The sequence below is a fragment of the Falsiroseomonas sp. HC035 genome, from assembly GCF_050563525.1.
Classification (GTDB): Bacteria; Pseudomonadota; Alphaproteobacteria; order Acetobacterales; family Acetobacteraceae; genus Falsiroseomonas.
The window spans coordinates 1-12,815 of sequence record NZ_JBNXUN010000010.1 but is presented as its reverse complement, the minus strand read 5'-3'; the positions used below and the strand labels follow the sequence as shown (position 1 = coordinate 12,815).

The following is a 12,815-nucleotide window of genomic DNA, read 5'->3' as shown; positions in this document are numbered from 1 at the left end:
GGCTCAGGCCCGCCGGAACGAGCGCAGCACGCGGGTGGCTTCCGCCTGGGTGTCCGCCATGGCCTGCTGTGCCGTCTTCGACCCGGCCAGCAGCGCCTGGAGGTTGTCGTTCAGCGCCTTGTAGACGCGCTGGTTCTCGTACGTCGAAAGCTCCCCGGTTGCGACCGGGATCTGTTCCTTGGCGACCAGCGCCGCCGGCACCTGCTCGGTATGCTTGCGCAGTGCCTCGGTCTGCCAGGCATCCTCGCGAACCGCCAGGTAGCCGGTGCGGATGCACCAATCCGCCGCCATCTCAGGCGCCGTGACATGGCGGATGAAGCGCAGTGCCGCTGCGCGCTCGGCCGGGCTGGCGTTCTTGAAGATGTACAGGTTGCCGCCGCCGACCACGGTGCGCGGGCCTTCCTTGCCGGGCAGGCCTGCGACGCCGAAGTTGAAGCGGGCGTTGGTGCGCATGTTGGTGAGGTTGCCGGTGGTCGAATAGATCATCGCCGCCGTCTGGTTCAGGAAGTCCGGCGCTAGCACTGCCCAATCCGTCTGCCCCTGCGGCGTGATGCGGTGCGTGAAGGCCAGGTCGCGCCAGAAATTCGCGGCCTCCACGGCGCGCGGATCGGTGAAGTACACCTCCGTCCCTGCGTCGTTCATCAGCTTGTGGCCGACCTGGTTCGCAAGCGCGCCGAAGGTCCACTGCCCGTTGCCGCTGCTGTTGGACAGCTTGACGCCCCAGCGCCCATCCTTCGTCAGCGCGCGGCCGGCCTCGACCAACTGCGCCCAGGTGCGCGGCGGCGCCTCCGGGTTCAGCCCGGCCGCCTGGAACAGGTCCTTGTTGTAGAAATACACGCTGGTGGAACGCTGGAACGGCACCGACCAGGTCTTCTGGTCGGCGCGGCTGTTCGCCATGAAGGCAGGGAAGAAGCCGCCGAGCCAGTCCTGCACCCCGGGGCTGGCATCCACCTCCTCGACCGGGGCCAGGATGTCCATGTCCCGCAGGCTGTGCAGTTCCGCCGCCAGCAGGACCGAGAAATGCGGGCCGCTGCCGCCGCGGATGGCGGTGACGGCCTTGGTCAGCGTCTCGCCGTAGGACCCGGCATAGACCGGGTTCACCTTGATGCCGCTCTCGCGCTGGAAGCTCTCGCAGTAGCCGTCGATGATGCGCGGGATCGGGCCGCCCACCGCGATCGGGAAGTAGAAGGTCAGCTCGCGCACATTCTGCGCCGCGCCGATGCGCGGGGCCGCGAGCAGGCCGGCGCCGGCGACCAGCGCGGCGCGACGGGTGAGACGTGTCATGGCATTTATTTCCTTTTCTTCAGCGGTAGCTGCGAAGGATTCGCTCGGCCTCGGCCTGCGCATCGGCCATGGCGGGGCCTGCCTGCTTGCGGCCGGTCAGCGCGGCCTGGAGGTTGTCGTTCAGCGCCTTGGTCACGCGCTGGTTCTCCTGCGTCGAAAGCTCCGCCACCGCATGCGGCAACTGGTCGCGCGCGACGGCGGCGGGCGGGAACTCCGCGACATAGGCGCGCATCACCTGCGTCTCAAAGGCCGCGGGCGTCACGGCGACATAGCCTGTGTCGATGCCCCATTGTGCGGCGCGTTCCGGCGTCGTCAGGAAGCGGGCGAACTTCACCGCGCCCTCGCGCTGCGCGGCGCTGGCCGACTTGAACAGGTACAGGTTGCCGCCGCCGGTCGGGCTGCCGCGACGCTTGCCGGCGGGCAGCATGCCGACGCCGAACGGGAAGGGGGCGTTGCGGCGCACGTTGGTCAGGTTGCCGGTGGTGGTCCACATCATCGCCACCTTGCGCTCGAAGAAATCGCGCGGCGTGGTGCCCCACTCGACGATGCCGGGCGGATGCACGCGGTGCTTCATCGCCAGGTCCATCCAGTATTGCAGCGCCTCCGCCACCTTCGGGTCGGCGAAGTTGGTGCGGTTGCCCTCGGCGTTCATCAGCCGCACGTCGTTCTGCGTCGTCAGCCCCTGGAACAGCCAATAAGGGAAGCCGGAGGACGGGATCTGCATGCCCCACTGGCTGGTGGCGTCACCTTGCCGCTTCGTCAGTTTCTGCGCGAACTCGACCTGCTGCGCCCAGTCCGCCGGCGGTGTTTCCGGGTCGAGCCCAGCTTCCCGAAAAGCTTCCTTGTTCCAGTACATCACCACGGTGGACCGCTGGAACGGCACGCCCCAGGTCTTGCCGGCGGTGCGGCTGTTCTCGAGGAAGCTCGGATAGAACCCATCGAGCCAGGCACGGTCGACGCCGGGCAGGTCGTCCCAGGCCAGCACGGCGTCCTCGCCGATCAGGGTGAAGATATCGACGGCCAGCAGGCAGGCCATCTGCGGCGCGTCGCCGCCGCGCATTGCGGTCAGCGTCTTCGTCAGCGTGTCCTGGTAGGAGCCGGCATAGATCGGCTTCACGCGGAAGCCCGGATTCTCGCGCGCGAAATCCTCGCAGTAGCCGTCGATGATGCGGGTGATCGGGCCGCCGACGGCGATCGGATAGTTGAACACGATCTCCACCGGCGCCTGCGCCCGCAGGGCAGGCGCGGACAGCAGCGGGGCGGCGGCAAGGCCGCCAAGGGCGAGGCGTCGCGTGAGGGTCATGGCGGAAGGTCTCCCGAAATTCAGGCGAGGGCGGATTGGCGCACCGGTTCCGGCATCCGCCGTCCGGTCGCCGTGTCGAACAGATGCAGCGCCGGCGGCAGGCGCAGCCGCAGCGTGGTGTTGGCGGGCATGGCGTGGTGGCCCGGGATGCGCGCCTGCATCACCTCCGCGCCGTTGCCCACGGCGCAGGCCAGCACCGTCTCCGCGCCAAGGAACTCGGCCGCCAGCACGCGCACCGGCAGGCCGGCGCCATCGGTCGGCACCACTTCCTCCGGCCGGATGCCGAGCGTGGCCCCGGCGGCTTCCCGCGCCGCCACCGCCACGCCCGGCGCGCCCGCCACCTCCGCGCCCTGCGCGCCCGGCACCAGCCGCAGCAGGGACATCGGCGGGGTGCCGATGAAGCTGGCGGCGAAGGTGGTGGCGGGGCGCGCGTACAACTCGGCCGGCGTCGCATCCTGCTCGACATGGCCGTCGCGCATCAGAACCACCTGGTCGGCCATGCTCATCGCCTCGGCCTGGTCGTGGGTGACATAGACCATGGTGATACCGAGGCGCTGTTGCAGCGCGCGGATCTCGCGCCGCATCTCCGCGCGCAGCTTGGCGTCGAGGTTCGACAGCGGCTCGTCCATCAGGCAGATCGGCGCCTGCGCCACCACGGCACGGGCCAGCGCCACGCGCTGCTGCTGGCCGCCGGAAAGCTGGCTCGGCCGGCGATCCAGCAGGGCCGCAAGCCCCATCATCTCGGCGGTCTGCTTCAGCCGGGCCTGCCGTTCGGCGCTCGGGACGCTGCGTGCGCGCAGGCCGAAGACGATGTTCTCCGCCACCGACAGGTGCGGGAACAGCGCGTAGGACTGGAACACCATCGCGATGCCGCGCGCGGCCGGCGGCAGGCCGGTGGCCTCGCGCCCGTTGATGAACAACTGCCCCGCCGTCGGTGCCTCCAGCCCCGCGACCACTCGCAACAGCGTGGACTTGCCGCATCCGGACGGCCCCAGCAGCACCAGGAAGGTCCCTGGCCGGGCCGCCAGCGTCACCTGCTGCAAGGCATGGGTCGCGCCGAAGGACTTGGCGATGCCCTGGAGGCGAATCTCGCCAGGCGAGGCGGGTGTATCTGGCATGCCGGGCGTTTAGCCTCTTGTCGTGACAGTGCGATGACAGCCCGAGGTTAGGCCGATGACAGCGCCGGAGGCGAGGGGGTTTCGCGAGCCATGGCGGCGACTTCCTCCAGCAGCCAGTCCCGGAAGGCCTCGCCGCGGTCCCGCGCTGCGCCCGGCGGCAGCAGCAGCCAGTAGTGGTCGCCGGTTGCCGCCAGCACCGGCGACAGCCGCTTCAGGCGCCGCCGCCGCACATCCTCCTCGACGAAGCCCGGCGGGCTGATGACGGCGCCGAGCCCCTCCAGCGCCGCCTGGATTGCCAGCGAACTGCTCTCGAACAGCAGCGGCGGCGCGGCCGGCGCGGCCATTCCGGCGGCGGCGAACCAGCAGGCCCAGTCGCGTGGCCGCACCCGGCTGCCGAGCAGTGTCAACTGCCCGAGGCCCAGCCGGGCGGCACCCGGCGCGGCATAGGGCGCGACATCGACGGGTTGCAGCCGCACCGCGCCGCGCGCCGGTGGCGCCCCGGCCGGGCCGCTACGGATCGCCGCATCCAGCCCTTCCCGCGCGAAATCCACCACCGGGGTGGTGGAGGTGACCACCTCGACCTCGACCCCCGGATGCCGCGCACGGAAACGCGGCAGGCGCGGAATCAGCCAGCGCATCGCCCAGGTGGTGTAGGCCCGCACCCGCAACGGCGGCGCGGCGGCGCCCTGCAAGGCCAGTGTCGCGGCGGCAATGGCGCCGAAGGCGTTCTGCAGCGCCGCGGCATAGCGCAGCCCGTCCTCGGTCAGCCGCAGCGCATTGGCGCCGCGATGCACCAGCGTCACGCCCAGCGCCGCCTCCAACTCGCGGATCCGCCGGCTGACCGCGGGCTGGGTCAGGTTCAGCCGCGCGCCGGCCGCGGTCAGGCTGCCGGTTTCCGCGACCAGTGCGAAGGTGTGCAGCGAGATCAGCGGCGGCAGGGCGTCCGGCATGGGGCAAGCATAATGCAGGCTTGGGGTAGGGCAAGCATCCCAGGCTGGCCCTCGGGCCGCCGACAGCCCACACATCACCCTGCGCGGACCCGTCTGAAGGCCCGCCAAACAACGGAGGACACATCCCATGGTGAACCGGCGTTCCGCCCTTCTGGGCCTCACGGCCCTCGCCGCTCCCGCCTTCCTGTCCCGCGTCGCCCGCGCGCAAAGCTTCCCGACCCGCCCGGTGCGCATGGTCATTCCCTTCACCGCCGGCGGCAGCAACGACGTGGTCGGCCGCATGCTCGGCGATGCCATGGCGCAGCGCCTCGGCCAGCCCGTCGTCGTGGAAAATCGCGGCGGCGCTGGCGGCGTGCTGGGCAATGACGCGGTCGCCAAGGCGGAACCGGATGGCCACACCATGCTGCTGGCCGGGTCCGGCAGCTTCGTCATCTCATCGCTCGTCCAGTCGCGGCTGCCCTATGACCCCGTGCGCGACTTCGCGGCGATCGCCTATCTCGGCGCCTCGCCCAACGTCATCACCGTGCATCCCAGCGTGCGGGCCACGAACCTTCGCGAACTCCAGGCCCTCGGCAAGGCACGGCGGGAGCCGCTGCGCTTCGGCACGCCGGGCGTTGGCACCAACGGCCATGCGCTCGGCGCGATGATCGGCGTGGTGCTGGGCATCGAGATGGAGCCGATCCACTATCGCGGCACCGGCCCCGCCCTGAACGATCTGATTGCCGGCCGGCTGGACCTGCTGACCAACGCCTCCGCTCCGTTGCAGCCGCATATCGAGGCGGAGAAGATCCGTGCCATCGCCATCGCCGGCCAGTCGCGCAGCGTCGCCCTGCCGAACCTGTCCACCAGTGTGGAACAGGGCTTTCCGGAACTGGACAGCTCCACCTGGTACGGGCTTCTCGCTCCCGCAGGCACCCCGGCGGACCGCATCGCGGTGCTGCACGCCGCCGCCGTCGCCGCGATGAACCAGGAGGATGTGAAGCGCCGCCTGATCGCCTCGGGCGTCGACGAGATCGCCCCCAGCCCGGAGCCGGCGCATTTCACCCGACTTCTGGCCTCCGACCGCGAACGCTGGGCTCGCGTGGTCGAGCGCGCCAACCTGCGCGTGCAGTAAGGGACCGATCCCCATGTCCGACGCCATCCTGCTGACGGTTGAATCCGGCATCGCCACGCTCACCCTGAACCGCCCGGAGGTGCGCAACGCCATCGACGATGCCATGCGCGGCGAGATGATCGAGGCGCTGGAGGCAGTGGCGGCGGACGCGGCGATCAAGGCGCTGGTCGTCACCGGCGCCGGCACCGCCTTCTGCGCCGGCGGCGATGTGCGCGGCATGCAAGGCCGGCTCGCAGCGCCGCCGGAGGAGGTGGCGATCAATGGCTGGCGCCGGCAGTCCCGTACGCATCGCGCCGTGACGTTGCTGCACCACATGCCGAAGCCGGTGATCGCCGCGGTGAACGGCGCGGCGGCCGGCCTCGGCGCCGACGTCGCGCTGGCCTGCGACTTCATCCTGTGCGGCGAGAAAGCTCACTTCACCATGAGCTTCCTGGCCCGCGGCCTGATCCCGGACGGCGGCGGCATGTATTTCCTGCCGCGCCGCGTCGGCCTCGCCCGCGCCAAGGAACTGGTGTTCAGTGCGCGCCGCGTCGGCGCGGCGGAGGCGCTGGCCATCGGCCTGGCCGATCGCGTGGTGCCGGACGCCGAGCTGGCGGTCGCCGCGCAGGACTGGGCGGCGCAGATGGGCACGCATTCCGCCGCCGCCCTGTCGCTCGCCAAGGCGACGCTGGATCGCAGCCTCGAGTCCAGCTTCGAGCAGGTGCTCGCCATCGGCAGCCAGTCCCAGGCCATCTGCTACACCACCGCCGAACACCGCGCCTCCGTCGCCGCCTTCCTCGAGAAGACCAAGTGAGCGCCCTCGGCACCCTGCTGCGGCCGCGCAGCGTCGCGGTGGTCGGCGCCTCCGCCGATGCCACCAAGACCGGCGGTCGCCCGGTCGGCTACCTGCTGAAGCACGGCTTCGCCGGCGATGTCTGGCCGGTGAACCCGCGCGTGGCCGAGATCGCCGGCCTGCGCTGCTACCCCGATGTCGCCAGCCTGCCCGGCGCGCCGGATGTCGGCATCGTGCTTGTCGGTCCGGAACGCGCCGAGGCCGCGGTGCGCGACCTGGCCGCGCGCGGCTGCCAGGCCGCCATCGTGCTCGCCGGCGGCTATGGCGAGACCGGCGAGGCCGGCGCCGCAAAACAATCCGCGCTGAAGAGTGCCGCCGGGTCCATGCGGCTGCTCGGCCCGAACACCATCGGCGTGGTCAACCTGACCGACCACATCGTGCTCAGCGCCTCCGGCGCGCTGGAAGTCGAAAATCTTCCGCCGGGTGGGCTTTCCGTCGTCTCGCAATCCGGCGGCATCCTCGGCGCGCTGCTGTCGCGCGGCGCCGCAGCCGGCATCGGCTTCGCCAAGCTGGTCGCCACCGGGAACGAAGGCGATATCGAGGTCGCCGAGATGCTCGACGCGCTGGTGGACGACCCCGCCACCACCGCCATCGCCCTGTACCTGGAGGGTCTGCGCAACCCGGAGGCGTTCCGCCGCGCCGCCTGCCGCGCCGCCGCCGCCGGGAAGCCCGTGGTTGCCTTCAAGGTCGGGCGGTCCGAGGCCGGGGCGCTCGCCGCCATCTCCCACACCGGCGCCATGGCGGGGGCTGATCGCATGTACGACGCCTTCTTCCAGAGCCTCGGCGTGCTGCGGGCCGAGCGGTTTTCCGACCTGCTGGAAATCCCCGCCGCGCTGGCTCTCGGCCGTCGTGCCGCCGGCTTCCGCGTCGCGGTGCTGACTTCCACGGGCGGTGCGGGTGCGTTGGTCGCAGATGCGGTGGGCCTTGCCGGCGGCACCCTGCCGCCGCCCGATGCCGAGGCCACCGCGCGCATTGCGGCGCTGATCGGCGATGCCAGCATCGGCAATCCGGTGGACGTCACGCTGGCCGGGCTGCGGCCGGACCTGTTCCGGGGCGCCATCGCCGCGCTGCTGGACAGCCCGGGCTATGACAGCCTGGTGGTCGTGGTGGGCAGTTCCGCCCTGGCACAACCGGACCTCGTCGCCGATTCGATCCTGGAGGCGCGCGGCGGTTCGGCAAAGCCGGTCATCGCTTATGTCAGCCCGCACGCGCCGCACATCGCGGCCGGGCTGAACGCGCGCGGCGTGCCCGCCAGCACGACGCCGGAGGGCATTGCCGCCATCCTGTCCGCGCTGGCCCGCCCGGCCCCTGCGCCGGCAACGGAAAGCCGGGCCGCTGCGCTGCCGGAGCTTCCCACGGGCAAGCTGAACGAATCCGAAAGCAAGGCGCTGTTCGCGCATTTCGGCATCCCCGCCACCCGCGAGGCAACCGCCCGCACCCCCGCCGAGGCGCAGGCCGCCGCAGCCGGGCTCGGGGCCAGGCTGGTCGTGAAGCTGCTGGCTCGCGACCTGGCTCACAAATCCGACATCGGCGGCGTCGTGCTGAACGTGGCGCCCGACCAGGTCACCGAAGTCGGCGCCCGCCTGTTGGCGAAGCTGCCGGAGGCGGAGGGGCTGCTGGTGCAGGAACAGGTTTCCGGTGGCATCGAGATGATCCTCGGCCTCGTCCGGGATCCGCATCTCGGCAGCGCCGTGCTGCTCGGCGCCGGCGGCACCGCAGCCGAAATTTTCGGCGACACCGTGCTGCGCATGCTGCCGCTGACGGAACGGGATGCGCAGGACATGATCGCGTCCCTCAAGGTCTCCCGCATCCTGGCCGGGTATCGCGGCGCCCCCGCGGCCGATGTCCCGGCGCTGGTCGCCGCCATCCTCGGCTTTTCCCGCATGGGTGAGGCACTCGGCGACCGCTTGCTGGAAGCGGAGATCAACCCGCTGTTCGTGCTTCCGGCGGGGCAGGGGGTGCGGGCGGCGGATGGGCTGGCGGTGCTGGGGTAGGCCGGCGTCGCATCTGCTAGAAGGGCGGGATGGCTTCCCGCCCGATTCGCATCCTCGGCCTCGATCCCGGCCTTCAGCACACCGGCTGGGGGTTGGTGGAACATGACGGCTATCGCCTCCGCTTCTGTGCCGAGGGCGTGGTTTCGACCCATGCCGGTGACGACCTGCATCACCGCCTGCTGGCGCTGCATCAGGGACTGGCGCGCATCATCGCGGAACAATCCCCGGATGAGGCGGCGGTGGAGCACACCTACGTCGCCCGAAACCCCGAATCCGCGCTGAAGCTCGGCCAGGCGCGCGGCGTGGTGCTGCTGGCGCCGGCACTCGCCGGGCTGGTGGTGCGGGAATACGGCGCCATGGAGGTGAAGCGCGCCGTGGTCGGTAACGGCCATGCCGCCAAGGAACAGGTGCAGGCCATGGTCCGCCACCTGCTGCCCGGCGTCACCTTCAAGCGCGCCGATGCCGCCGATGCGCTGGCCATCGCCATCTGCCACGCGCATCACCGCAGCACCCGGAACGCCTTCTCCGCCGCCGTCGCGAAGGCCGCGGCATCATGATCGGGTCGCTGCGCGGCGTGGTCGAAGCCGTCGAGGAAGGCGCCTGCGTCCTTGACGTGGGCGGTGTCGGCTACCTGGTGCATTGCTCCCGCAAGACGCTGGACCGGCTGACGGCGCGGGAGGGTGTGCAGAAGCTGCTGGTCGAGACCCGCGTCAGCCAGGACGCCATCACGCTGTTCGGCTTCTTTGACGCCGCCGAGCGAGATGCCTTCCTAGCCCTGATCGAGGTGAAGACCGTGGGCCCGCAGAAGGCCCTGCTGGTGCTGTCCGGCCTGGCGCCCGGCGAACTCGCCCGCGCCATCGCCGCGAAGGAGAGGAAGCGGCTGGCCGACGTGAAGGGCCTCGGCGCCGCCACCGCCACCCGCATCGTCGATGAACCGGCGATGCAGAAATGGGCGGTCGGCCGCGCCATGCCTGATGCCGATGGCGTCGGCGCCGCCGGCCCCGGCCTGCCGCCGGAACCCGCCGGCCCGCAGGCGGATGCCATCTCCGCCCTGGTCAACCTCGGCTGGAAGCGGCCGGAGGCCTCCGCCGCCGTCGCCCGCGGCGCCCGGCGCCTGGGTGAGGACGCGACGCTGACCGCGTTGATCACCGAGGCACTGAAGGATATGGCTCCCAGATGAGCGACGACCGCCTCACCGCCGGCCGCCGGCAGGAGGAGGACACGGCGGAGGGCAGCCTGCGCCCGCAGAACCTGTCCGAATTCATCGGCCAGCGGCCGCTGCGCGAGAACCTCCAGGTCTTCATCGGCGCCGCGCGGCAGCGGGCGGAGGCGATGGACCATGTCCTGCTGTTCGGCCCGCCCGGCCTCGGCAAGACCACGCTGGCGCAGATCGTCTCCCGTGAGCTTGGCGTCGGCTTCCGGGCCACCTCCGGGCCCATCCTGCAAAGGGCCGGGGATCTCGCCGCGATCCTGACCAACCTGCAGCCGCGCGACGTGCTGTTCGTGGACGAGATCCACCGCCTGCAACCCGCCATCGAGGAAACCCTGTATCCGGCGATGGAGGATTTCTGCCTCGACCTGATCATCGGGGAGGGGCCGGCGGCGCGCACCGTGCGGATCGACCTGCCGCCCTTCACCCTGGTCGGCGCCACCACCCGCGCCGGGCTGCTGACCCAGCCGCTGCGCGACCGCTTCGGCATCCCGCTGCGGCTGCAATTCTACGAGGTGGACGAATTGCTGCTGATCGTCCGCCGCGGCGCGGAGAAACTCGGCTTCGCGCTGACCGAGGACGGCGCGCTGGAGATCGCGAAGCGGTCCCGCGGCACACCGCGCGTCGCCGGCCGGCTGCTGCGCCGCATCCGCGACTTTGCGCTGGTCTCCGGCCGCGCCGCGGACCGTCCGATGGTCGACAACGCCCTGCTGCGGCTGGAGGTCGATGCGCTCGGCCTGGATGCACAGGACCGCCGCTACCTCCGCCGCATCGCCGAGCACCACAATGGCGGCCCGGTGGGGGTCGAGACGCTGGCCGCCGCGCTGGCCGAAAGCCGCGATACGCTGGAGGAGGTGGTGGAGCCCTTCCTGATCCAGGAGGGCCTGGTGCTGCGCACCCCGCGCGGCCGCATGCTGGGCGAGCCGGGCTGGCGCCACCTCGGCCTGATGCCGCCCGCCACGCTTTCGGCACAGCTCGACCTTCTGGCCGCCCTGCCGCCGGCGCCGGATGTATCCGAATGAAACCGGACGATGGCTTCCCCATCAGGGTGTACTTCGACGACACCGACGCGGGCGGCGTGGCCTACCACGCCAACTACCTGAAATGGGCGGAACGGGCGCGCACCGAATCCTTGCGGGCCATGGGCTTGCCGCATTCGCTTATGATGGAAAGTTACAACACGATGCTCGTGGTGCGGCGCATCGAAGTGGAGTATGTGGCGCCCGCGCGACTCGATGAGGCGCTGCTGGTCACGACTCGCCTGCGCGACCTCCGCGCCGCTTCCATGGACCTGACGCAGACGGTGCTGCGGGGGGAGGCGGTGCTGGCGCGGATTCGGGTCGGGCTGGTCTGCGTCGCCGCCGACAGCCTGCGCCCCACCCGCCTGCCGCAGCCGTGGCGAGCGGCGCTGGGGGATCTGGCCACCTGATGCGACGCCACCGGGCCCATGCCCGACGGCGGGGATGATGAGGAGTTACGCCTTTGGGCAATGTTACCACGCAGGCCCTGGCCCCCATGGCGCACGACCTTTCGCTGTGGGCGCTGTTCCTGCAGGCCGACTGGGTGGTGAAGGCCGTGATGGTCTCGCTGCTGCTTGCTTCGGTCTGGGTCTGGGCCGTGGTGTTCGAGAAGCTGACGCAGCTGCGCAAGGTGAACCGCGCCGCCGATGGCTTCGAGGACCGCTTCTGGTCCGGCGGCAGCCTTGAGGACCTGTTCACCGCCGAGGGTGAGGCGCCGACCCATCCCATCGCCGCCGTCTTCGGTGCCGCGATGCGCGAATGGCGCCGGTCCTCCGGCCGCGCCATGACCAGCGACCTGGCGGTGACCGGCCTCAAGGAACGCGTCGAGCGCGCCATGATGGTGTCGATCCAGCGTGAGATGGACCGGCTCGAGCGCTGGATGGTTTTCCTGGCGACCGTCGGCTCGGCGGCGCCCTTCATCGGCCTGTTCGGCACCGTCTGGGGCATCATGAACAGTTTTTCCGCGATTGCCGGCATGCAGAGCACGAACCTTGCCGTCGTCGCGCCGGGCATTGCGGAAGCTCTCTTCGCCACCGCCATCGGCCTGATCGCGGCCATCCCCGCCACCATCGCCTACAACAAGCTGGCGACGGACCTGGCCCGCTTCGCCGGAAGGCTGGATGCCTTCTCCGCCGAATTCGGTGCCATCCTGTCGCGCCAGTCGGAGACCGCCGCGGCCGGCCCGGCCCGCGCCACGCCGGCGCGCCAGCCGGTGGAGGGCTGAGCCATGGCGGGCGGTGGCTTCGGAGGCCGTAAATCGGTGCGCGGCGGCCGCGCCAGCTACCGGCCGATGAGCGAGATCAACGTCACGCCGCTGGTCGACGTGATGCTGGTGCTGCTCATCATCTTCATGGTCGCCGCGCCGCTGATGACGGTGGGCGTGCCGGTGGACCTGCCGCAGACGCAGGCCGCCAACCTGAACCAGGAACAGGAACCGCTGACCATCTCCGTCACCGCCGATGGCCGCGTCTTCCTGCAGGAATCCGAAGTGGCCCTGGACGCGCTGGTGCCGCAGCTCCGCGCCATCCTGACCAGCCAGCAGCAGGCTCCGGGCACGCCGGAGCGCCGCATCTTCGTGCGCGGCGACCGCGCCATCAGTTATGGCCGCGTGATGGAGGTGATGGGCACGGTCAGCTCCGCCGGCTTCTCCCGAGTCGCGCTGCTGGCCGAATCCCCCCAGGGCCGGGCGCCGAGGTAGCCACTTGGTCGCCCTCCTCCTCCAGCCCGAGCCCGAGGACCGCGCCCTGCGGCGCTGGGCCGCGGTGTCGCTCGGCCTGCATGTGCTGCTGGGCGTCGCCGGGCTGCTGTATGGCTATGTCCGCCCGCTGCCGCCGCCGGTCGAGATGGCGATGACGGTGGAGTTCACGAACCAGGAGCCGCCGGCCGTGGCGCAGGGCGAACAGCCCGGGCCTGCCGCGCCGCAGGATCCGGTGCCGGCCCCGCCGGAGCCTTCGCCCTCGCCACCCTCGCCGGCGCCGCCCACCACGGCG

Annotated in this window: 13 protein-coding genes and 1 pseudogene; 10 read left to right on the top strand and 4 right to left on the bottom strand. The window is 71.1% G+C overall.

Annotated elements, in window-relative coordinates:
• Positions 1 to 3: 3 nt before the first annotated feature.
• Genes ACLF3G_RS19660 through ACLF3G_RS19645 form a run of 4 tightly spaced genes read right to left on the bottom strand, consistent with a single transcriptional unit; the run spans position 4 to position 4,655 of the window.
• Positions 4 to 1,284, bottom strand: a complete 1,281-nt coding sequence (locus ACLF3G_RS19660; RefSeq protein WP_430671108.1) for an ABC transporter substrate-binding protein — start codon at positions 1,282 to 1,284, stop codon at positions 4 to 6.
• A gap of 19 nt (positions 1,285 to 1,303) precedes the next feature.
• Positions 1,304 to 2,587, bottom strand: coding sequence for an ABC transporter substrate-binding protein (locus tag ACLF3G_RS19655; protein WP_430671107.1), 1,284 nt, complete (start codon positions 2,585 to 2,587; stop codon positions 1,304 to 1,306).
• A gap of 20 nt (positions 2,588 to 2,607) precedes the next feature.
• Positions 2,608 to 3,705, bottom strand: a complete 1,098-nt coding sequence (locus tag ACLF3G_RS19650; RefSeq protein ID WP_430671106.1) for an ABC transporter ATP-binding protein — start codon at positions 3,703 to 3,705, stop codon at positions 2,608 to 2,610.
• A gap of 47 nt (positions 3,706 to 3,752) precedes the next feature.
• On the bottom strand, positions 3,753 to 4,655 hold the full coding sequence (locus tag ACLF3G_RS19645; RefSeq protein ID WP_430671105.1) for a LysR family transcriptional regulator: 903 nt from the start codon (positions 4,653 to 4,655) through the stop codon (positions 3,753 to 3,755).
• A 127-nt stretch (positions 4,656 to 4,782) separates the two neighbouring features.
• Here ACLF3G_RS19645 and ACLF3G_RS19640 point away from each other — a divergent pair, with 127 nt between their 5' ends.
• The 10 genes and pseudogenes from ACLF3G_RS19640 to ACLF3G_RS19595 all read left to right on the top strand — a co-directional run.
• The gene (locus ACLF3G_RS19640) at positions 4,783 to 5,769 is read left to right on the top strand and encodes a Bug family tripartite tricarboxylate transporter substrate binding protein (protein ID WP_430671104.1); all 987 of its coding nucleotides are present in this window, start codon (positions 4,783 to 4,785) and stop codon (positions 5,767 to 5,769) included.
• Positions 5,770 to 5,782: 13 nt separating this feature from the next.
• On the top strand, positions 5,783 to 6,562 hold the full coding sequence (locus ACLF3G_RS19635) for an enoyl-CoA hydratase/isomerase family protein (protein WP_430671103.1): 780 nt from the start codon (positions 5,783 to 5,785) through the stop codon (positions 6,560 to 6,562).
• On the top strand, positions 6,559 to 8,595 hold the full coding sequence (locus ACLF3G_RS19630; protein ID WP_430671102.1) for an acetate--CoA ligase family protein: 2,037 nt from the start codon (positions 6,559 to 6,561) through the stop codon (positions 8,593 to 8,595). The genes ACLF3G_RS19635 and ACLF3G_RS19630 overlap by 4 nt, the downstream gene beginning before the upstream one ends.
• A 29-nt stretch (positions 8,596 to 8,624) precedes the next feature.
• Complete coding sequence (ruvC, locus tag ACLF3G_RS19625; protein ID WP_430671101.1) at positions 8,625 to 9,152, top strand: crossover junction endodeoxyribonuclease RuvC; 528 nt, start codon at positions 8,625 to 8,627, stop codon at positions 9,150 to 9,152.
• On the top strand, positions 9,149 to 9,775 hold the full coding sequence (gene ruvA / locus ACLF3G_RS19620) for a Holliday junction branch migration protein RuvA (RefSeq protein WP_430671100.1): 627 nt from the start codon (positions 9,149 to 9,151) through the stop codon (positions 9,773 to 9,775). The genes ruvC and ruvA overlap by 4 nt, the downstream gene beginning before the upstream one ends.
• On the top strand, positions 9,772 to 10,827 hold the full coding sequence (gene ruvB / locus ACLF3G_RS19615; RefSeq protein ID WP_430671099.1) for a Holliday junction branch migration DNA helicase RuvB: 1,056 nt from the start codon (positions 9,772 to 9,774) through the stop codon (positions 10,825 to 10,827). The genes ruvA and ruvB overlap by 4 nt, the downstream gene beginning before the upstream one ends.
• Positions 10,824 to 11,234, top strand: coding sequence for a tol-pal system-associated acyl-CoA thioesterase (gene ybgC / locus ACLF3G_RS19610; protein WP_430671098.1), 411 nt, complete (start codon positions 10,824 to 10,826; stop codon positions 11,232 to 11,234). Before ruvB ends, ybgC begins: the two co-directional genes overlap by 4 nt.
• A gap of 86 nt (positions 11,235 to 11,320) precedes the next feature.
• Positions 11,321 to 12,049 (top strand): protein TolQ, encoded by a 729-nt coding sequence (tolQ, locus tag ACLF3G_RS19605; RefSeq protein WP_430671097.1) that lies wholly within the window; start codon positions 11,321 to 11,323, stop codon positions 12,047 to 12,049.
• A gap of 3 nt (positions 12,050 to 12,052) precedes the next feature.
• Entirely contained in the window at positions 12,053 to 12,523 is a 471-nt protein-coding gene (gene tolR, locus ACLF3G_RS19600) for a protein TolR (RefSeq protein ID WP_430671096.1), read from the top strand.
• A 4-nt stretch (positions 12,524 to 12,527) separates the two neighbouring features.
• Positions 12,528 to 12,815, top strand: a pseudogene (locus ACLF3G_RS19595) (hypothetical protein); the annotation flags it as partial.